General features: G+C 53.4%; 20 protein-coding genes. 11 read left to right on the forward strand and 9 right to left on the reverse strand.

Annotation, left to right across the window (positions count from 1 at the left end; translation table 11 throughout):
* The first annotated feature begins 1 nt into the window (after position 1).
* The gene (gene ybiO / locus ACJHYD_RS13640; protein ID WP_001550875.1) at positions 2-2,227 is read left to right on the forward strand and encodes a mechanosensitive channel protein; all 2,226 of its coding nucleotides are present in this window, start codon (positions 2-4) and stop codon (positions 2,225-2,227) included.
* Here ybiO and rlmF read toward each other — a convergent pair.
* Positions 2,224-3,150: a 23S rRNA (adenine(1618)-N(6))-methyltransferase RlmF gene (gene rlmF, locus ACJHYD_RS13645; protein WP_001550874.1), complete on the reverse strand. Its 927-nt coding sequence runs from the start codon at positions 3,148-3,150 to the stop codon at positions 2,224-2,226. The genes ybiO and rlmF overlap by 4 nt on opposite strands.
* A gap of 275 nt (positions 3,151-3,425) precedes the next feature.
* Between rlmF and mcbA the strand changes: the two genes are divergently transcribed.
* The 5 genes from mcbA (at position 3,426) to ybiJ (ending at position 7,817) form a co-directional block, all read left to right on the forward strand.
* Positions 3,426-3,686: a DUF1471 family periplasmic protein McbA gene (mcbA, locus tag ACJHYD_RS13650; RefSeq protein ID WP_000710619.1), complete on the forward strand. Its 261-nt coding sequence runs from the start codon at positions 3,426-3,428 to the stop codon at positions 3,684-3,686.
* A 264-nt stretch (positions 3,687-3,950) separates the two neighbouring features.
* Complete coding sequence (locus tag ACJHYD_RS13655) at positions 3,951-6,233, forward strand: catecholate siderophore receptor Fiu (protein WP_069903711.1); 2,283 nt, start codon at positions 3,951-3,953, stop codon at positions 6,231-6,233.
* A 41-nt stretch (positions 6,234-6,274) separates the two neighbouring features.
* A complete protein-coding gene (gene ybiX, locus ACJHYD_RS13660) occupies positions 6,275-6,952 on the forward strand; it encodes a PKHD-type hydroxylase YbiX (RefSeq protein ID WP_000990146.1) in 678 nt (225 codons plus the stop codon).
* Between the two features lie 73 nt (positions 6,953-7,025).
* A complete protein-coding gene (gene ybiI / locus ACJHYD_RS13665; RefSeq protein ID WP_000146357.1) occupies positions 7,026-7,292 on the forward strand; it encodes a C4-type zinc finger protein YbiI in 267 nt (88 codons plus the stop codon).
* 264 nt (positions 7,293-7,556) lie between these two features.
* Entirely contained in the window at positions 7,557-7,817 is a 261-nt protein-coding gene (ybiJ, locus tag ACJHYD_RS13670; RefSeq protein ID WP_000849301.1) for a DUF1471 family protein YbiJ, read from the forward strand.
* A gap of 13 nt (positions 7,818-7,830) precedes the next feature.
* Here the strand turns inward: ybiJ and ybiE are convergent, their stop codons facing one another.
* The 7 genes from ybiE to rhlE all read right to left on the reverse strand — a co-directional run bounded on the left by ybiE (position 7,831) and on the right by rhlE (position 14,736).
* Complete coding sequence (ybiE, locus tag ACJHYD_RS13675; protein ID WP_211180490.1) at positions 7,831-7,890, reverse strand: protein YbiE; 60 nt, start codon at positions 7,888-7,890, stop codon at positions 7,831-7,833.
* Between the two features lie 66 nt (positions 7,891-7,956).
* Positions 7,957-9,042 (reverse strand): hydroxycarboxylate dehydrogenase HcXB, encoded by a 1,086-nt coding sequence (gene hcxB, locus ACJHYD_RS13680; RefSeq protein ID WP_001550872.1) that lies wholly within the window; start codon positions 9,040-9,042, stop codon positions 7,957-7,959.
* A gap of 140 nt (positions 9,043-9,182) precedes the next feature.
* On the reverse strand, positions 9,183-10,145 hold the full coding sequence (ybiB, locus tag ACJHYD_RS13685) for a DNA-binding protein YbiB (RefSeq protein ID WP_000386515.1): 963 nt from the start codon (positions 10,143-10,145) through the stop codon (positions 9,183-9,185).
* Between the two features lie 27 nt (positions 10,146-10,172).
* The gene (dinG, locus tag ACJHYD_RS13690; protein ID WP_001550871.1) at positions 10,173-12,323 is read right to left on the reverse strand and encodes an ATP-dependent DNA helicase DinG; all 2,151 of its coding nucleotides are present in this window, start codon (positions 12,321-12,323) and stop codon (positions 10,173-10,175) included.
* A gap of 170 nt (positions 12,324-12,493) precedes the next feature.
* Entirely contained in the window at positions 12,494-12,775 is a 282-nt protein-coding gene (locus ACJHYD_RS13695) for a type II toxin-antitoxin system mRNA interferase toxin, RelE/StbE family (RefSeq protein ID WP_001522659.1), read from the reverse strand.
* Complete coding sequence (locus ACJHYD_RS13700) at positions 12,775-13,215, reverse strand: hypothetical protein (protein ID WP_001522657.1); 441 nt, start codon at positions 13,213-13,215, stop codon at positions 12,775-12,777. The genes ACJHYD_RS13695 and ACJHYD_RS13700 overlap by 1 nt, the downstream gene beginning before the upstream one ends.
* A gap of 156 nt (positions 13,216-13,371) precedes the next feature.
* On the reverse strand, positions 13,372-14,736 hold the full coding sequence (gene rhlE / locus ACJHYD_RS13705) for an ATP-dependent RNA helicase RhlE (RefSeq protein WP_001550870.1): 1,365 nt from the start codon (positions 14,734-14,736) through the stop codon (positions 13,372-13,374).
* A 228-nt stretch (positions 14,737-14,964) separates the two neighbouring features.
* On the opposite strand from rhlE, the gene cecR reads away from it, so the two are divergent.
* From cecR to ACJHYD_RS13730, 5 genes are read left to right on the forward strand one after another with little or no spacing between them, the layout of a single operon-like run.
* Positions 14,965-15,636, forward strand: coding sequence for a DNA-binding transcriptional regulator CecR (cecR, locus tag ACJHYD_RS13710; RefSeq protein WP_001296991.1), 672 nt, complete (start codon positions 14,965-14,967; stop codon positions 15,634-15,636).
* Between the two features lie 2 nt (positions 15,637-15,638).
* The gene (gene hlyD / locus ACJHYD_RS13715) at positions 15,639-16,634 is read left to right on the forward strand and encodes a secretion protein HlyD (RefSeq protein WP_000743444.1); all 996 of its coding nucleotides are present in this window, start codon (positions 15,639-15,641) and stop codon (positions 16,632-16,634) included.
* Positions 16,627-18,363: an ATP-binding cassette domain-containing protein gene (locus ACJHYD_RS13720; RefSeq protein ID WP_001550869.1), complete on the forward strand. Its 1,737-nt coding sequence runs from the start codon at positions 16,627-16,629 to the stop codon at positions 18,361-18,363. Before hlyD ends, ACJHYD_RS13720 begins: the two co-directional genes overlap by 8 nt.
* Positions 18,356-19,489: an ABC transporter permease gene (locus ACJHYD_RS13725; protein WP_000070131.1), complete on the forward strand. Its 1,134-nt coding sequence runs from the start codon at positions 18,356-18,358 to the stop codon at positions 19,487-19,489. The genes ACJHYD_RS13720 and ACJHYD_RS13725 overlap by 8 nt, the downstream gene beginning before the upstream one ends.
* A 10-nt stretch (positions 19,490-19,499) precedes the next feature.
* Positions 19,500-20,606, forward strand: a complete 1,107-nt coding sequence (locus ACJHYD_RS13730) for an ABC transporter permease (protein ID WP_001550868.1) — start codon at positions 19,500-19,502, stop codon at positions 20,604-20,606.
* Here ACJHYD_RS13730 and ACJHYD_RS13735 read toward each other — a convergent pair.
* Entirely contained in the window at positions 20,568-20,978 is a 411-nt protein-coding gene (locus ACJHYD_RS13735; protein ID WP_000871982.1) for a YbhQ family protein, read from the reverse strand. The genes ACJHYD_RS13730 and ACJHYD_RS13735 overlap by 39 nt on opposite strands.
* Positions 20,979-20,981: the final 3 nt, after the last annotated feature.

Here is a 20,981-nt window from a genome sequence, read left to right on the forward strand (position 1 = left end):
CATGCGGTGGATCCTGTTCATCCTCTTCTGCCTGCTGGGCGCACCTGCCCACGCGGTATCCATACCCGGCGTTACAACCACAACGACAACGGACTCAACGACTGAACCGGCCCCGGAACCGGATATCGAACAAAAAAAAGCGGCCTATGGCGCACTGGCGGATGTGCTGGATAATGACACCTCGCGTAAAGAGTTGATCGACCAGTTGCGCACCGTCGCCGCGACGCCCCCTGCGGAACCCGTACCGAAGATCGTGCCGCCGACGCTGGTTGAAGAGCAAACCGTGCTGCAAAAAGTCACCGAAGTCAGCCGCCATTATGGTGAAGCCCTTTCCGCCCGCTTCGGACAACTTTATCGCAATATCACCGGCTCCCCGCATAAGCCGTTTAATCCACAAACCTTCAGCAATGCGTTGACCCATTTTTCAATGTTAGCGGTATTAGTGTTTGGTTTTTACTGGCTGATTCGTCTGTGCGCACTGCCGCTGTATCGCAAAATGGGCCAGTGGGCGCGGCAAAAAAATCGCGAACGCAGCAACTGGTTGCAGCTTCCGGCGATGATTATCGGGGCGTTTATTATCGACCTGCTGTTACTGGCACTGACATTATTTGTCGGTCAGGTTTTAAGCGACAACCTGAATGCGGGCAGTCGCACCATCGCTTTCCAACAAAGTTTGTTTCTCAGCGCCTTTGCCCTGATTGAATTTTTCAAAGCCGTACTACGCCTGATTTTTTGCCCAAACGTGGCGGAACTGCGCCCGTTCACGATACAGGACGAGAGCGCCCGTTACTGGAGTCGCCGCCTGAGCTGGTTAAGCAGTTTGATAGGTTATGGCCTGATTGTGGCCGTGCCGATTATCTCTAATCAGGTGAATGTACAAATTGGCGCGCTGGCGAACGTCATCATTATGCTGTGCATGACCATCTGGGCGTTGTACCTGATCTTTCGTAATAAAAAAGAGATTACCCAACATTTGCTCAACTTTGCGGAGCATTCGCTGGCCTTTTTCAGCTTGTTTATCCGCGCCTTTGCGCTGGTGTGGCACTGGCTGGCAAGCGCCTATTTTATCGTGCTGTTTTTCTTTTCGTTGTTCGATCCGGGCAACAGCCTGAAATTTATGATGGGTGCAACGGTGCGCAGCCTGGCGATTATTGGTATCGCAGCATTTGTTTCCGGTATGTTTTCCCGCTGGCTGGCAAAAACCATCACCCTCTCGCCACATACTCAGCGTAACTATCCAGAACTGCAAAAACGGTTGAATGGCTGGCTGTCGGCGGCGCTGAAAACGGCGCGTATTCTGACAGTCTGCGTGGCGGTAATGTTGCTGTTGAGCGCATGGGGATTGTTCGATTTCTGGAACTGGCTGCAAAACGGCGCGGGGCAGAAAACTGTAGATATCCTGATCCGTATCGCACTCATTCTTTTCTTCTCGGCGGTTGGCTGGACAGTGCTCGCCAGTTTGATCGAAAACCGGCTGGCTTCGGATATTCATGGCCGCCCGCTACCCAGCGCCCGTACGCGTACCCTGCTGACGCTGTTTCGTAACGCGCTGGCGGTGATTATCAGTACCATCACCATCATGATTGTGTTGTCGGAAATCGGCGTCAATATCGCGCCATTGCTGGCAGGTGCCGGTGCATTGGGGCTGGCTATCTCTTTTGGTTCGCAAACGCTGGTGAAAGATATTATCACCGGGGTATTTATTCAGTTTGAAAACGGCATGAACACTGGAGATTTGGTGACTATCGGGCCGTTGACCGGCACTGTGGAACGGATGTCGATTCGCTCCGTGGGCGTGCGTCAGGATACCGGGGCGTATCACATCATTCCGTGGTCTTCGATTACCACCTTTGCTAACTTTGTCCGCGGCATTGGTTCGGTAGTGGCAAATTACGATGTTGATCGCCATGAAGATGCTGATAAAGCCAATCAGGCACTGAAAGATGCGGTAACGGAATTGATGGAAAACGAAGATATTCGCGGGCTGATTATTGGTGAACCGAACTTTGCCGGGATTGTCGGCTTAAGCAATACCGCGTTTACACTGCGTGTTTCGTTCACCACGCTGCCACTCAAACAGTGGACGGTACGCTTTGCCCTCGACAGCCAGGTGAAAAAACATTTCGACCTGGCGGGCGTTCGCGCGCCAGTGCAGACTTATCAGGTGCTGCCTGCTCCGGGCGCGACCCCGGCTGCACCGCTGCCGCCGGGGGAGCCAACGCTTTAACGTTGGCGATTAACAAAACGGCGGCGCTGCTCGTCGTTCATAAAGGTCCAGGCAATAAAGCGACTCTGCTTTTGCCCCTGGGCCATCTCTTTTTTAACCACCTTCACCGCGCCCACGTCCGTCAGAGCACGATACAACGGCGGTAAGTTTTCACCACGAGATACCAGCGAGGTAAACCACATCACCTGCTTCGCGAAGCCTTTGCTCTCTTCAATCATCTTTTTGATAAAGGCGACTTCACCGCCTTCACACCACAACTCCTGTTGCTGACCACCAAAGTTCAGTGCATCGTCTTTGTTCAGCCCCAGGTTACGGCGTTTACGCTCACTACCTGCCCGCGCCGCAGCGGCGGAATCGTGGAATGGCGGGTTACACAAGGTCGCGTCGTATTGCTCGTTTTTATGGATAATGCCGTTAAAAATCGCCCCACTCTCTTTTTGCCGACGCAGACGAATGGCGCGGTTAAGCCCCGGATTAGCACTGATGATCGCCTGCACACTGCTTAACGCCTGGCTGCTGGTTTCACTACCGGTAAAACGCCAGCCATATTCATGTACGCCAATCAGCGGATAAATACAGTTCGCACCAACGCCGATATCCAGAATGCTGGCATTCGCTGGAATTGTTCCGCTTGCTTCGGCCAGTAAATCGGCAAGGTGATGAATATAATCCGCCCGGCCCGGTACTGGTGGGCAGAGAAAACCGTCCGGGATATCCCAGTTCGCTACGGCGTAAAAATGGGCCAGCAACGCCTTATTGAGCGCCTTCACCGCCAGCGGATTGGCAAAGTCTACGCTTTGCTCCCCGGCGGGTGTAAGCGTGAGGAATTGCCTGAGTTCAGGATTGACCTGACAAAGCGTGGCGAGATCGTAGCGGCTGTGATGACGGTTGCGCGGATGCAACCCCGGTTTCTGGGCGGACATAGCATTCTCCTTTAAGCAGCGGCGTAAGATACCCGCATAACGCGACAGGGTAAATATCTGGCTGCGTTTATCATTTCTAAAAACCTTCACATGGCTATGGTTTATGGCAATTCACCATAAAAATCATCATCATGCATGTTATTGATTTGTCTTATTTTGTAAAAATATATCGTTCAAAAAATAAGCGCATCTCTGTCAATTTTTTGCGTCATTTTCATCGCGCAGGCGACCTACACTTATCTGGCACTACCCGTTGTATTTATGAGGATGTCATTATGAAAAAGTGCCTCACACTACTGATTGCCACCGTCCTGAGCGGAATCTCTCTCACGGCTTATGCCGCGCAACCGATGAGTAACCTGGACAGCGGTCAGCTACGGCCCGCCGGTACCGTTTCGGCAACTGGCGCATCAAACCTAAGCGATCTGGAGGATAAACTGGCAGAAAAAGCGCGCGAGCAAGGCGCGAAAGGTTATGTCATTAATTCCGCAGGCGGAAATGACCAGATGTTCGGTACTGCAACCATCTACAAATAACCCCACCAACGTAACTGCATTCGCCTCTGGATGCAGTTTTCGCCTGTTTTGTAATCAAAAAACATCAAATATGAACGCAATGTAAATAAATGTATTTCTTTTTCGCGCAATGGGTGATAGAAAATCGCGCCAAGTGATAATGCTTATCAAAATTATTATCACTTGCACGAACACTATCACGAGATTAACAGTGGCATCGCATCCGCAGAGAGGCTTTCTCGTGGCAGTGAAAATTTCAACATATAAGAAAAAGTCACCTGCAAAATGGAAAACAATCGCAATTTCCCTGCCAGACAATTTCATTCGCTCACGTTCTTTGCCGGTCTTTGTATTGGTATTACGCCTGTGGCACAGGCACTCGCCGCCGAAGGGCAAGCTAACGCGGATGACACGCTGGTTGTCGAAGCATCAACGCCTTCGCTTTATGCGCCACAACAATCTGCAGATCCGAAATTCTCGCGTCCGGTAGCGAATACTACCCGCACGATGACGGTGATTTCTGAACAAGTGATTAAAGATCAGGGCGCAACCAACCTTACCGACGCACTCAAAAACGTCCCCGACGTGGGTGCGTTTTTTGCGGGTGAGAACGGTAACTCCACCACTGGCGACGCCATTTATATGCGCGGTGCTGATACCTCTAACAGTATTTATATTGATGGCATTCGCGATATCGGCAGCGTCTCGCGCGACACCTTCAATACCGAGCAGGTCGAAGTGATTAAAGGGCCGTCCGGCACCGACTACGGGCGCAGCGCACCGACAGGCTCGATCAATATGATCAGCAAGCAGCCGCGCAATGATTCCGGCATTGACGCCTCCGCCAGTATTGGTAGCGCCTGGTTCCGCCGCGGCACGCTGGACGTCAATCAGGTCATTGGTGATACCACCGCGGCGCGCCTGAATGTGATGGGCGAAAAAACGCACGATGCCGGACGCGACAAAGTCAAAAATGAGCGTTACGGCATCGCCCCTTCTGTCGCTTTTGGCCTTGGTACAGCGAATCGTTTGTATCTTAATTATCTGCATGTCACCCAGCACAACACGCCAGACGGCGGCATTCCGACCATCGGTTTGCCGGGCTATTCTGCCCCATCTGCGGGAACGGCGGCCCTGAATCATTCCGGAAAAGTTGATACGCATAACTTTTACGGCACGGATTCCGATTACGACGATTCGACCACCGACACCGCTACCATGCGTTTTGAGCACGACATCAACGATAACACCACCATTCGCAATACTACCCGTTGGTCGCGCGTGAAGCAGGATTACCTGATGACGGCGATTATGGGTGGGGCGTCGAATATTACCCAGCCCACCAGCGATGTGAATAGCTGGACCTGGTCACGCACGGCGAATACTAAAGATGTGAGTAATAAAATTCTCACCAACCAGACCAACCTGACCTCGACGTTCTATACCGCTTCTATCGGTCATGATGTCAGTACCGGCGTGGAATTTACCCGTGAAACGCAGACTAACTACGGCGTTAATCCGGTGACGTTACCTGCGGTAAATATTTATCATCCTGACAGCAGCATTCATCCCGGCGGCCTGACGCGCAACGGCGCAAACGCCAATGGTCAGACGGATACCTTCGCAATTTACGCCTTCGATACGCTGCAAATCACCCGTGATTTTGAGCTGAACGGCGGGATCCGTCTGGATAATTATCATACTGAATATGACAGTGCCACCGCCTGCGGCGGCAGCGGACGCGGTGCCATCACCTGCCCAGCTGGTGTGGCAAAAGGTTCTCCGGTCACCACCGTCGACACCGCCAAGTCGGGCAATCTGGTGAACTGGAAAGCCGGGGCGCTGTATCACCTGACGGAAAACGGTAATGTCTATATTAACTATGCCGTTTCCCAGCAGCCTCCGGGCGGCAACAACTTCGCCCTTGCGCAGTCTGGCAGCGGTAACAGTGCCAACCGCACCGATTTTAAACCGCAAAAAGCCAACACCAGCGAGATTGGCACCAAATGGCAGGTTCTGGATAAACGCCTGTTGCTCACCGCCGCGCTGTTCCGTACTGATATCGAAAATGAAGTTGAGCAAAATGATGACGGAACTTACTCGCAATACGGTAAGAAACGCGTCGAAGGCTATGAGATATCCGTGGCCGGGAATATCACTCCCGCGTGGCAGGTGATTGGCGGCTATACCCAGCAAAAAGCAACCATCAAAAACGGCAAAGATGTTGCCCAGGATGGTTCCTCATCGCTGCCGTATACCCCGGAGCACGCCTTTACCTTATGGAGCCAGTATCAGGCAACCGATGATATTTCCGTTGGTGCGGGCGCACGCTATATCGGCAGTATGCATAAAGGTTCTGACGGCGCGGTGGGAACGCCAGCGTTTACCGAAGGTTATTGGGTCGCCGACGCTAAACTGGGGTATCGGGTTAATCGCAATCTCGACTTCCAGCTAAACGTCTACAACCTGTTTGATACCGATTACGTCGCCTCAATCAACAAGAGCGGCTACCGTTATCACCCGGGCGAGCCAAGAACCTTCTTGCTCACGGCCAATATGCATTTCTGATTCAGATGTGGGGCGCAGGCCCCACTTTTTGGAGAACTTGTATGATGTACCACATTCCCGGCGTGCTATCGCCAAAGGACGTCGCCCGTTTTCGCGAACAACTGGAACAAGCCGAATGGGTGGATGGACGCGTCACCACCGGCGCACAAGGTGCGCAAGTTAAGAACAATCAACAGGTAGACACCCGCAGCACGTTATACGCCGCCCTGCAAAATGAGGTGCTGAACGCGGTTAACCAACATGCTTTGTTCTTTGCCGCGGCCTTGCCGCGTACCCTTTCCACGCCGCTGTTTAATCGCTATCAGAACAATGAAACTTATGGTTTTCATGTGGATGGCGCAGTACGCAGTCACCCACAAAACGGCTGGATGCGCACTGACCTTTCTGCCACGCTGTTTTTAAGCGATCCACAAAGCTACGATGGCGGCGAACTGGTCGTTAATGACACCTTCGGGCAACATCGGGTAAAACTTCCGGCAGGCGATCTGGTGTTGTATCCCTCCAGCAGCTTGCATTGCGTGACACCCGTAACCCGCGGCGTACGAGTGGCATCATTTATGTGGATCCAGTCGATGATCCGTGATGATAAAAAGCGCGCCATGCTGTTTGAACTGGACAACAATATTCAGTCGCTGAAAAGCCGCTACGGCGAAAGTGAAGAGATCCTGTCGCTGCTCAATCTTTATCATAATCTGCTGCGGGAATGGTCGGAGATCTGACGCTTGAACTGCCCGAGTTCGTCCCTATATTAGCTACACTTAACTGTACAAGTATTGATATGGGGAGGACGATATGGCATCCGGTTGGGCTAACGATGACGCCGTCAACGAACAGATCAACAGTACAATTGAAGATGCGATTGCCCGCGCTCGGGGTGAAATTCCGCGTGGCGAAAGCCTGTATGAATGTGAAGAGTGCGGAGCCCCCATCCCGCAAGCCCGTCGGGAAGCCATTCCTGGTGTGCGCTTATGCATTCATTGTCAGCAGGAGAAAGATTTACAAAAACCAGCTTATACAGGATATAATCGCAGAGGTTCGAAAGACAGCCAGTTACGTTAACTACAACTGGCGGGATGTATAGCGAGTATAATTTGTATTTTGCGTGGCATTCCGTGCCTTTAACGCTGTCGTGACTGCCACGCTGCATAAAACAAGTCCATAAGTTCAACAAATAAATGGATTATCAGTATGTTAGATATCAATCAATTTATTTGAACAAGGCGGTCAATTCTCTTCGATTTTATCTCTCGAAAAAAAACGTGATACTCATCACATCGACGAAACAACGTCACTTATACAAAAATCACCTGCGAGAGATTAATTATGAAAACTATCAATACTGTTGTTGCTGCTATGGCTCTTTCAACTCTGTCATTTGGCGTGTTTGCCGCGGAACCGGTAACGGCATCCCAGGCACAGAACATGAATAAAATCGGCGTGGTTTCTGCCGATGGCGCATCCACCCTCGATGCCCTGGAAGCGAAACTGGCTGAGAAAGCTGCGGCAGCTGGGGCGAGTGGATACAGCATCACTTCTGCCACCAACAACAATAAATTAAGCGGTACTGCGGTAATTTATAAGTAATTCGTAAGCCGGATCAGGCGTTTACGCTACGTCCAGCACAAGTATTTCCCTGTCTGTTTGCCGACAGACGCATATGCTCTAACCCTCATTGATCCTATGTTACCCTTGTTTGCCCGTCCGCCACTGGACGGGCTTTTTTTTAGCTGGCTAACTGCTGACAGAAAGCCTGCAACGTCTCTTCCGGCATACCAACCTTTCGCGCCGCATCACAAATGGCCTGCCAGCTTCCCGCATCCAATGGAATCCCCTGCTCCTGCCGTTCGCGACGCGTGTTAACTTCCCACTCGCCCGGTAGCAAAATCGGCTTATCGTCATCATGCGGCGAGGCTTTCACCCACTCGGCAAAGGCTTCGGTCTGCGCGCTACAATCCGGCGCGCCGAACAGTTCCGGGTTGATGATGATAGTGGTCATGCAGTTAAGAATGGCATCGGGACTGGTTTGTAACGTTTTCTGATGCGTCGTTTTACCGCCGGAAAGCGCCCCACCAAGAATTTCACACATCGCTGCAAGGGCGTAGCCTTTATGTTCGGCAAAGGTCAACAGCGAACCCAACGGCGACTCCTGCATTACCGCCGGATTGGTCGTCGGCATGCCGTTAACGTCAATCAGGCAACCTGGCGGCACGGGGACGCCTTTATGCCAGGCGACGCGGGTTTTGCCAAATGCGATGGCGCTGGTGGCGTAATCAAGCAACAGCGGGAAATTATCTTTACGAGGGAAAACCACACAGAACGGATTGGTGCCAAAGCGGCTGTCGCGACCGTGGAACGGCGCGACCATTGGAATACCGACCACGCTAACAAAGTGGATAGAGACAAACCCCGCCGCTGCACACTGCTCCGCCCAGTAACCGATACGGCCGATATGATGCGAGTTATGGAGCGCCACGGCGGCAATGCCGTGCTGATGCGCTTTCTCAATCCCCAGCGCCATCGCTTCATGTGCCGCGACCTGACCAAATGCGCGATCGCCATCGAGCGTGACCGCCGCCCCCGCCTCTTTAACGATTTTGGCATGATGGTTAATTTGCAGGTGCCCCTGACTCCAGGAGCGCACATAGCTTGGGATCATGCCAATACCATGTGAATCATGCCCTGCCAGGTTTGCCGCGATTAAATGATCGGCAACTAATTTCGCTTCTTGTTCCTCACTACCCATCTGACGAAATACAGCCTGAATAAAACTGTGCAGCGTCTGAGCATCAAAGCGATGACCACTTTCCATGGTTAACTCCTGTTTATGTTATGTGTTTGTTGTTTTTTTATGCTGCACGCCGGGCGCGGGAAGGTCAATAAAGATGCAGGAATTTCATATTGTGGTGGGGTAAAAGCCGGATGACATGGCTCATCCGGCTGAGATGAAAATTAAAATGCCTGATTAACACGCGCCAGGCCGTCGCTGATAGTTGCCGCTTCCCCCGTAGCCACCAGGCAGCAAGCCATCTGGATTTTCAGCGATTCGGGAATCGGTTCGCTGCCAGCCAGGCAACGCTCAATCCACTGCGCCGTGGTTTCCGGATCTTTTGCTTGTGGCAGTAACTCGCTACCAGCAGGGTCCTGTTTTTCATACAGCACCCGCATCCCTTCACGGTCAATGAGATTGATCTGCGGGCAGCGCTGCGGATTAGCATACACTTCGCCTTCAGTACCATGCATTAGTAACGCCCGCCCGCCGATATCGCTAAAGAACTTCGCGACTCGCCCGATGTATTCCGGATGCGAAACGCTGGAAAGACGCAGTGCCTCACCTTCGGCAAATGGCGTCGCCAGTTTCGCCAGGGTATGTGCACTGTTACGCACGCCCATCCGCCAGCGCATCGCCAGTTGTTTTTCCAGCGGCGGGCAAAACGCGCCGACAGGCATAAACACCGGTTGATGTTCGTCGAGCTTCGCCTGCGCCTGCCCGCCGTGCAACGTTGGCGTAATACCCATCAGTTCGAAAATGGTTTCTGTCAGCACGCGGGTTGGATCTTCGCTAACCCCGTGAACCACCACAGGAAAACCGAGTTTGTGCAGGAGAATCGCCAACAACGGCGTCAGGTTGGCCTGTTTACGCGCGCCGTTGTAACTGGGGATGACAATCGGCATCGGCTTGTCTGCAGGCGGCGTCAGCTTGATGGTGTGATTTTGCATGGCTTCGTAAAAGCCGAGCATCTCTGCTTCCCCTTCCCCTTTGATACGCAGCGCAATCAATACGCCGCCCAACTCAAGGTCAGGGACTTCACCATTGAGCATATGGGCATACAGACCGCGCGCAGTATCCCGGTCTAAATCGCGCGCGTGGTTTTTCCCGCGCCCGATCTCTTTAATGATTTTGCGATAGTCCATTTACGACTCCTTACCTGACTCACATCATTAACGCCGCCGACGGCGTGGGGATTTCGTTTTTTCTTTCTTTTTAACTATACCTTCAGGGACTTCCGGTTGCTCTATCGGAAATACCGGTAATGCATCCAGTAGCCGCTTGCCGTAGTTTTTGGTGAGCAAGCGTTTATCGTAAATCACCACTTCGCCCCAGCAACCGTGGCTTCGAATCAGTCGCCCAACCTGCTGAATCAGGTTAAACGAGGCGCTCGGCAGGCTTTGCACCTCAAACGGATAGCGGTTGAGGCTTTTCAGCCATTCCCCTTCGGTGATCACCACGGGGCTGTCGATGGGCGGAAAAGCGATTTTGTGGATATGCACCTGGCTGAGCAGATCGCCTTTCAGATCAAGCCCTTCGGCAAATGACTGTAAGCCCACCAGCACGCTGCGCTCACCGTTGCCGACGCGTTTGCGGTGCAGTTCAACTAAACGGTAACGCGGCTGATCGCCCTGCACCAGCAACATCAGGCGTAAATCCGTCACATAGTCGAGAAACCGCTGCATCGCCCGTCCGCTGGCAAACAGTACCAACATACCGAGATGTTTTTTGCTCTCCACCTGCTCACGGAAAAAGGCTGCCATTTCAGCAATGTGCTGCTCTTCGTTGTCGATGGAAGGCTCAAAGCGCATCCGGGGAATAACAATTTTGCCCTGTTCGCAGTGGTTAAAGGGCGAATCCAGCGCCACAAAGCGGTCGCCCGCTTTCTCTTTCAGACCACTCATCTCCTGCAAACGCGAAAAACTGTTCAGCGAACGTAAGGTCGCGGAAGTGACAATAATGTGCGGAATACTGCGCCACAGCAGCCTTTCCAGCTGATCGCTGACACGAATACCCACACAGTGAAACCAGAGATGCAGCTGCCCTTCGCGCTCTTCCCGCGTCGCCCATTTGGTCACCGGCGCACCGGAAGATTGCGCCAGAGACGCCAGCCGCCAGAGTTTGCTTTGCGCCTCGAACATCCCCAGCGCGCGATTCATCTGCAAAATCAACCGATGCAGACGTACAATGTCATGGCTGCCGGTTTTCTCACTTAAATCGTTAAGAAATAACTCCGCCAGGCCACGCAGCATCTCGGTGAGTTTTGCCAGCCGCTGGCAGATCTCCAGCACTTCATCTGGCAGTTCGCCCATCGCAAAACGGTGCTCTGCCTCCTGCCCGGCAGGCATGTAGAGATTGAGAATGTTGTTTAACGAGGCGATAAGCTCATACAACTCTTCACAATGCGCATTCAAACGTTCAGGGATCGCCAGCGGCGGGATGGTCTTCGGGCGAAACTGCTCCATGCAGGTAGCGACCAGTTTCGTGAACAAGTCCAACTGTAGTCGATACCACGGCGCGGTGATTTCGGCACTCATCTCCAGCGCATCCCGCGCCACATCTGGCAGGTGATGACCTTCGTCCAGCACCAGCAGCAAATTTTTCGGGTCAGGCAATACGGCTTCGCTTTCCATCGCCGCCATCACCAGCGCATGGTTTGCCACCACCACTTCCGCTTCCTGAATCTCCCGACGAGCGACAAAAAACGGGCATTCGCGATAGTAATAACAGTTGCGGTTGAGGCAGCTGGCTTTGTCGGTACTTAAACGACGCCAGAGATCGTCATCTATAGCGATATCAGTATGATCGCGCAGACCATCCCATTTATAAGTGTCGAGATCGCCCTTCAGCTTCGCACAACGTTTTTGCTCTTCCTGATTATTTGGCGTCAGTTCGTCGTCAAGAAACGCCAGCAGATCCTGTTGCGTGGGTTCAGTGCTGGCGAGCGCCGTCAGATTACGCGGGCAAACGTAGCGCCCACGCCCAAAAGCGGCAGTGAATTTAAGATCGGGAATGATCTTTTTCAGCAGCGGTAAATCTTTGCTGTAGATCTGATCCTGCAATGCCACGTTGGCGGTACTCACCACCAGCGTTTTTTGCTCTTCGCGGGCAATGGCGATGCCGGGAATCAAATAAGAGAGCGTTTTCCCAACGCCGGTGGGGGCTTCAATCGCCAGATGCCGCCCTTCTTCTCCGGCCAGCGTTTTGGCGACGTCCGCAATCATCTGCCGCTGCGGCGCACGGGGAATAAAGTCGGGGATCTGTTCCTGAAGCGCCTTATACCAGGCGGCAATTTGCGCTTTAAGCGCGGCGGTTAATGCCATGAGAAAACCTGAAATACTGTATAAACAGCCAATATTGTGGCATTTTTCGGTTTTCAGGGGTAATGGTTTTTCTGTTTCTGGAAAGCGGCTCGCAATAACGTTTTCCGGATGTGAAGTTTTCTCGCGGCAGAAGAAACATCATTGTGCAGCAAAAGACATTGTACATCAGCTTATTCCGCTGGCGGCCATTGCAGAGCGGTATGTAAAACACGCAGTACCGAGAGCGTATCGCCCTCCACTTGATAGACAAGCACATAATGCGGCCTGACAACGGCTTCATGTGTACCAGCGACTCGTCCGGCCCGGTACATCTCCGGGCGTTCACAGGCCTGTTCCGCAATGGCTTCAAATTGATTATCAAGGGCTATTGCCGCTAGCGGATTATCTTTACTGATGTATTCCATGATTTGCTCCCTGTCAGACAGGGACATTGGCTTCCATTCCAGACGCATTAATCCCCCTTCAGCAAGGCTTTTTTACGGGCAGCAAATAGACTTTTGGCCTCTTCATGAGAGAGTGCCGGGCGTGGATCGTCAATGGCGGCCTGCACCTGCTCTCGAAACCAGGCATCATACGCGGCAGCTTCATGAGCTCGTTTTAATGCCTCAGCCCTGTCTGGTCGGGTCGTTTTCTTCTGACCGTCCGGGTCGTAATTAGAGGCGTCGACTTCAAACCGGGCAATACCAACATCTTTCAGGTAGTTGACAACCGTTTCCAGCCGTTTGAACAGGCGGATTTGCCGACTGCGTTGTGCTGCAAGAGGCCGTTCAGTGTGGCCGTATTTCACGGTCAACGACCAGCCTCCCTGGGTGCCAATAACGTGTGCTGCATCCACTACGCCAGATTCAACCAGTTTATGTAAGGTTGAGTGATCGATCGTTTCTGGTGCCATAATGCGCTAACCTCTTTGTATACAGCATGCAATTTATAATTAAAGATAGAGCAATTAATAATAAATTGCAGCACCTTGATCGTAAATTGCCCAGGATAAAATTGCGGTAGAAAGAGACTTGTTGCGAAGATGCCGGGCATCGCCCGGCATAAAAGATTACTGCGCAGCGGCAGGTTTACGCGGACGGCGGCGACGTTGTTGTTCGCCTGCCGGTTTGGCATCGCCGAGACGACGAGACGGTTTTTCTGCGGGCTTCGCGTTACCAGACTTCGCACCACTTTCCGCACGGCGTGGTTGCTGTTGACCGCGACCACCACCTTGCCCACGACCGCCGCCGCCACGTTGCTGGCGACCGTTCTGGATCGGTTCGGCTTTGATTGACGGGTCCGGCTCATAACCCGGAATCGCAATGCGCGGGATCTCTTTTTTCAGCAGTTTTTCGATATCACGCAGCAGTTTGTGTTCATCAACACACACCAGCGACAACGCTTCACCGGTAGCAGCCGCACGACCGGTACGCCCGATACGGTGGACATAATCTTCCGGTACGTTTGGCAGTTCATAGTTGACCACGTGCGGCAGCTCTTCAATATCCAGGCCGCGCGCAGCGATGTCAGTTGCCACCAGTACACGAATATCGCCCGATTTAAAATCAGCCAGCGCACGGGTACGCGCACCTTGCGATTTATTGCCGTGGATCGCCGCACTACGGATGCCATCTTTATTGAGCTGTTCAGCCAGATGGTTAGCGCCATGTTTGGTACGGGTAAACACCAGCACCTGCTGCCAGTTCCCTTTCCCAATCATGTGCGACAACAATTCGCGTTTGCGTTTCTTATCAACAAAGTGAACATGCTGGGTCACCTGATCAGACGCGGTATTGCGGCGTGCCACTTCGATTTCCAGCGGGTTGTGCAACAGTTTTTCCGCCAGAGCTTTAATATCGTCAGAGAAGGTCGCGGAGAACAACAGGTTCTGGCGCTTCGCAGGTAGTTTTGTTAACACGCGACGGATATCGTGGATAAAGCCCATGTCGAGCATGCGGTCAGCTTCATCGAGGACGAGGATTTCAACCTGATCCAGCTTCACCGCATTCTGATGTTCCAGGTCCAGCAGACGTCCCGGCGTTGCAACCAGCACATCAACGCCGCCGCGCAACTTCATCATCTGCGGGTTAATGCTGACACCGCCAAACACCACCAGCGAACGAATGTTCAGGTATTTGCTGTAATCACGGACGTTTTCGCCAATCTGCGCCGCCAGTTCACGGGTCGGGGTAAGAATGAGCGCACGTACCGGACGACGCCCTTTGGCGTGCGGCTGGCGAGTGATCAGGTGTTGCAACAGCGGCAGCGTAAAGCCCGCTGTTTTGCCGGTGCCAGTCTGGGCGCTAGCCATCAGGTCGCGGCCTTCCAGCACCGCAGGGATCGCCTGCTGCTGAATAGGGGTGGGTTCACGGTAACCCTGCTCGGCAACGGCGCGCAGGATATCAGGGCTTAAACCCAAAGAATCGAAAGACATAACTACTCCGAACCGCCCCGACCGTTACCGGTGTAGTTTTCAGGGAGATACTGAAAAGGAAAATGACAAAAACCACAATGTCATGAGGGAGCGGAGTGTAGCAGTTTTTGTGACGCAGCGCATAAATTATCCCTGTGACTGGCGTTGCTAAAATTCTTAGCCATACTGGACAACTCCCATATGGAGTCATAATCTTAATCAATCATTTGATTAAGAATGGACTGTGCGATGAATAATCCTGCCATGACAATCAAGGGTGAACAGGCGAAAAAACAGCTGATTGCTGCCGCACTGGCGCAGTTTGGTGAATATGGAATGAACGCCACCACCCGCGAGATAGCCGCCCAGGCCGGGCAGAATATCGCTGCCATCACCTACTACTTCGGTTCGAAAGAGGATTTGTACCTCGCCTGCGCCCAGTGGATTGCCGATTTTATTGGCGAGCAGTTCCGTCCGCACGCCGAAGAGGCCGAACGCTTGTTCGCACAACCACAGCCAGATCGGGCTGCCATCCGTGAACTGATCCTTCGCGCCTGCAGGAACATGATTAAGCTGCTCACCCAGGATGACACTGTCAACCTCAGCAAATTTATCTCCCGTGAGCAGCTCTCTCCCACGGCAGCCTATCACCTGGTGCACGAACAGGTGATTAGTCCGCTACACAGCCACCTTACACGCCTGATTGCCGCCTGGACCGGCTGCGACGCCAATGATACCCGCATGATCCTTCATACCCATGCGTTGATTGGTGAGATTCTGGCGTTTCGTCTTGGCAAAGAAACAATTCTGTTACGTACCGGCTGGACCGCGTTCGATGAAGAAAAGACCGAACTGATTAACCAGACGGTGACCTGTCATATCGACCTGATTTTGCAAGGATTATCGCAAAGGAGTTTGTAGTGATGAAAAAACCTGTCGTGATCGGACTGGCGGTAGTAGTACTTGCCGCCGTGGTTGCCGGAGGCTACTGGTGGTATCAAAGCCGCCAGGATAACGGCCTGACGCTGTATGGCAACGTGGATATTCGTACGGTGAATCTTAGTTTCCGTGTTGGGGGGCGCGTTGAGTCGCTGGCAGTGGACGAAGGTGATGCGATCAAAGCGGGCCAGGTGCTGGGCGAACTGGATCACAAGCCGTATGAGATTGCCCTGATGCAGGCGAAAGCGGGCGTTTCGGTGGCTCAGGCGCAGTATGACCTGATGCTTGCCGGGTATCGCGATGAAGAAATCGCTCAGGCCGCCGCAGCGGTGAAACAGGCGCAAGCTGCCTATGACTATGCGCAGAACTTCTATAACCGCCAGCAAGGACTGTGGAAAAGCCGCACCATTTCGGCAAATGACCTGGAAAATGCCCGCTCCTCGCGCGACCAGGCGCAGGCAACGCTGAAATCGGCACAGGATAAATTGCGTCAGTACCGTTCCGGTAACCGCGAACAGGATATCGCCCAGGCAAAAGCCAGCCTCGAACAGGCGCAGGCGCAACTGGCGCAGGCGGAGCTGAATTTGCAGGACTCAACGTTGATAGCCCCGTCTGATGGCACGCTGTTAACGCGCGCGGTGGAGCCAGGCACGGTTCTCAATGAAGGTGGCACGGTGTTTACCGTCTCGCTAACACGTCCAGTGTGGGTGCGTGCCTATGTTGACGAACGTAATCTTGACCAGGCCCAGCCGGGGCGCAAAGTGCTGCTTTATACCGATGGTCGCCCGGACAAGCCGTATCACGGGCAGATTGGTTTCGTTTCACCGACTGCTGAATTTACCCCGAAAACCGTCGAAACGCCGGATCTGCGTACCGACCTCGTCTATCGCCTGCGTATTGTGGTGACCGACGCCGATGATGCGTTACGCCAGGGAATGCCAGTGACGGTACAATTCGGTGACGAGGCAGGACATGAATGATGCCGTTATCACGCTGAACGGCCTGGAAAAACGCTTTCCGGGCATGAACAAGCCCGCCGTCGCGCCGCTCGATTGCACCATTCATGCCGGTTATGTGACGGGGCTGGTAGGGCCAGACGGTGCGGGTAAAACCACGCTGATGCGGATGCTGGCGGGATTACTGAAACCCGACAGCGGCAGTGCCACGGTGATTGGCTTTGATCCGATCAAAAATGACGGCGCGCTGCACGCCGTGCTCGGCTATATGCCGCAGAAATTTGGTCTGTATGAAGATCTGACGGTGATGGAGAACCTCAATCTTTACGCGGATTTGCGCAGCGTCACCGGCGAGGCACGGAAGCAGACTTTTTCTCGCCTGCTGGAGTTTACGTCTCTTGGCCCGTTTACCGGACGCCTGGCGGGCAAGCTCTCCGGTGGGATGAAACAAAAACTCGGCCTGGCCTGTACCCTGGTGGGCGAACCGAAAGTGTTGCTGCTCGATGAACCCGGCGTCGGCGTTGACCCTATCTCACGGCGCGAACTGTGGCAGATGGTGCATGAGCTGGCGGGCGAAGGGATGTTAATTCTCTGGAGCACCTCGTATCTCGACGAAGCCGAGCAGTGCCGTGACGTGTTACTGATGAACGAAGGCGAATTGTTGTACCAGGGAGAACCGACGGCCCTGACACAAACCATGGCCGGACGCAGCTTTCTGATGACCAGCCCGCACGAGGGCAACCGCAAACTGTTGCAACGGGCATTGAAACTGCCGCAAGTCAGCGACGGCATGATTCAGGGGAAATCGGTACGTCTGATCCTCAAAAAAGAGGCCACACCAGACGATATTCGCCATGCCGACGGGATGCCGGAAATCAACATCAACGAAACTACGCCGCGTTTTGAAGATGCGTTTATTGATTTGCTGGGCGGTGCCGGAACCTCGGAATCGCCGCTGGGTGCAATATTGCATACGGTAGAAGGCACACCCGGTGAGACGGTGATCGAAGCGAAAGAACTGACCAAGAAATTTGGTGATTTTGCCGCCACCGATCACGTCAACTTTGCCGTTAAACGCGGGGAGATTTTTGGTTTGCTGGGGCCAAACGGCGCGGGCAAATCGACCACCTTTAAGATGATGTGCGGTTTGCTGGTACCGACCTCTGGCCAGGCGCTGGTGCTGGGCATGGATCTGAAAGAGAGTTCCGGTAAAGCGCGCCAGCATCTCGGCTATATGGCGCAAAAATTTTCGCTCTACGGCAACCTGACGGTCGAACAGAATTTACGCTTTTTCTCTGGTGTGTATGGCTTACGCGGTCGGGCGCAGAACGAAAAAATCTCCCGTATGAGCGAGGCGTTCGGCCTGAAAAGTATCGCCTCCCACGCGACCGATGAACTGCCATTAGGTTTTAAACAGCGGCTGGCACTGGCCTGCTCGCTGATGCATGAACCGGACATTCTGTTTCTCGACGAACCGACGTCCGGCGTTGATCCCATCACCCGCCGTGAATTTTGGCTACATATCAACAGTATGGTAGAGAAAGGCGTCACGGTGATGGTCACCACCCACTTTATGGATGAAGCGGAATATTGCGACCGCATCGGCCTGGTGTACCGCGGGAAATTAATCGCCAGCGGCACACCGGACGATTTGAAAGCGCAGTCGGCCAACGATGAGCAACCCGATCCCACTATGGAGCAAGCCTTTATTCAGTTGATCCACGACTGGGATAAGGAGCATAGCAATGAGTAATCCGATCCTGTCCTGGCGTCGCGTGCGGGCGCTGTGCGTCAAAGAGACACGGCAGATCGTTCGCGATCCGAGTAGCTGGCTGATTGCGGTAGTGATCCCTCTGCTGCTGCTGTTTATTTTTGGCTACGGCATTAACCTCGACTCCAGCAAGCTGCGGGTCGGGATATTGCTGGAACAGCGTAGCGAAGCGGCGCTGGATTTCACCCACACCATGACAGGTTCGCCCTACATCGACGCCACCATCAGCGATAACCGTCAGGAACTGATCGCCAAAATGCAGGCGGGGAAAATTCGCGGTCTGGTGGTTATTCCGGTGGATTTCGCCGAACAGATGGAGCGCGCCAACGCCACCGCACCGATTCAGGTGATCACCGACGGCAGTGAGCCGAATACCGCTAACTTTGTGCAGGGGTATGTCGAAGGGATCTGGCAGATCTGGCAAATGCAGCGAGCGGAGGACAACGGGCAGACTTTTGAACCGCTTATTGATGTACAAACCCGCTACTGGTTTAACCCGGCGGCGATTAGCCAGCACTTCATTATCCCCGGTGCGGTGACCATCATCATGACGGTCATCGGCGCGATTCTCACCTCGCTGGTGGTGGCGCGAGAATGGGAACGCGGCACCATGGAGGCTCTGCTCTCTACGGAGATTACCCGCACGGAACTGCTGCTGTGTAAGCTCATACCCTACTATTTCCTCGGGATGCTGGCGATGTTGCTGTGTATGCTGGTGTCGGTGTTTATTCTCGGCGTGCCGTATCGCGGGTCGCTGCTGATTCTGTTTTTTATCTCCAGCCTGTTTTTACTCAGTACCCTGGGGATGGGGCTGCTTATTTCCACGATTACCCGCAACCAGTTCAATGCCGCTCAGGTCGCCCTGAACGCGGCTTTTCTGCCGTCGATTATGCTTTCCGGCTTTATTTTTCAGATCGACAGTATGCCCGCGGTGATCCGCGCGGTGACGTACATTATTCCCGCACGTTATTTCGTCAGCACCCTGCAAAGCCTGTTTCTCGCCGGGAATATTCCGGTGGTGCTGGTGGTGAACGTACTGTTTTTGATCGCTTCGGCGGTGATGTTTATCGGCCTGACGTGGCTGAAAACCAAACGTCGGCTGGATTAGGGAGAAGAGCATGTTTCATCGCTTATGGACGTTAATCCGCAAAGAGTTGCAGTCGCTGCTGCGCGAACCGCAAACCCGTGCGATTCTTATTTTACCCGTGCTGATTCAGGTGATCCTGTTCCCGTTCGCCGCCACGCTGGAAGTGACTAACGCCACCATCGCCATCTACGATGAAGATAACGGCGAGCATTCGGTGGAGCTGACCCAACGTTTTGCCCGCGCCAGCGCCTTTACTCATGTGCTGCTGCTGAAAAGCCCACAGGAGATCCGCCCAACCATCGACACACAAAAGGCGTTACTACTGGTGCGTTTCCCGGCTGACTTCTCGCGCAAACTGGATACCTTCCAGACCGCGCCGTTGCAGTTGATCCTCGACGGGCGTAACTCCAACAGTGCGCAAATTGCCGCCAACTACCTGCAACAGATCGTCAAAAATTATCAGCAGGAGCTGCTGGAAGGAAAACCGAAACCTAACAACAGCGAGCTGGTGGTACGCAACTGGTATAACTCGAATCTCGACTACAAATGGTTTGTGGTGCCGTCGCTGATCGCCATGATCACCACTATCGGCGTAATGATCGTCACTTCACTTTCTGTTGCCCGCGAACGTGAACAAGGTACGCTCGATCAGCTACTGGTTTCGCCGCTCACCACCTGGCAGATCTTCATCGGCAAGGCCGTACCGGCATTAATTGTCGCCACCTTCCAGGCCACCATTGTGCTGGCGATTGGTATCTGGGCGTATCAAATCCCCTTCGCCGGATCGCTGGCGCTGTTCTACTTTACGATGGTGATTTACGGTTTATCGCTGGTGGGATTCGGTCTGTTGATTTCATCACTCTGCTCGACACAACAGCAGGCGTTTATCGGCGTGTTTGTTTTTATGATGCCCGCCATTCTCCTTTCCGGTTACGTTTCTCCGGTGGAAAACATGCCAGTATGGCTGCAAAACCTGACGTGGATTAACCCTATTCGCCACTTTACGGACATTACCAAGCAGATTTATTTGAAGGATGCGAGTCTGGATATTGTGTGGAATAGTTTGTGGCCGCTACTGGTGATAACGGCCACGACAGGGTCAGCGGCGTACGCGATGTTTAGACGTAAGGTGATGTAACTTCTTATCTTTCGCCAGCAAAGACACCACCGCCGGGCCGGCAAGGATTGCCAGCCCTGCAATCGCCAGCAAAAAGTTGTTTTCCAGTACACGGGACAATAGCCACAGCACAATCAGCGCTGCGCCAAAATACCAGGTCGTGGTCAGCTCTTCCAGCACGTCTGCCACCTCACGCCAGCGTTGCTCGGGGTGGCGCTGAAACACCAGCATCATCACTACCGTGACACAATACAGTGCGCATAATCCCACGCCGACGTGAACCAGAGTCTTACTCATCCAGCCCACCACCAGCAGCGCCACTACCAGTAAATGCAACATAATCTGCCAGCAACTTAGACCCGTTGCGACACGAACACGTTGTTGCCACTTCATGGC

It is taken from the genome of Escherichia sp. WS1368 (assembly GCF_046487485.1).
Taxonomy (GTDB): Bacteria; Pseudomonadota; Gammaproteobacteria; order Enterobacterales; family Enterobacteriaceae; genus Escherichia; species Escherichia coli.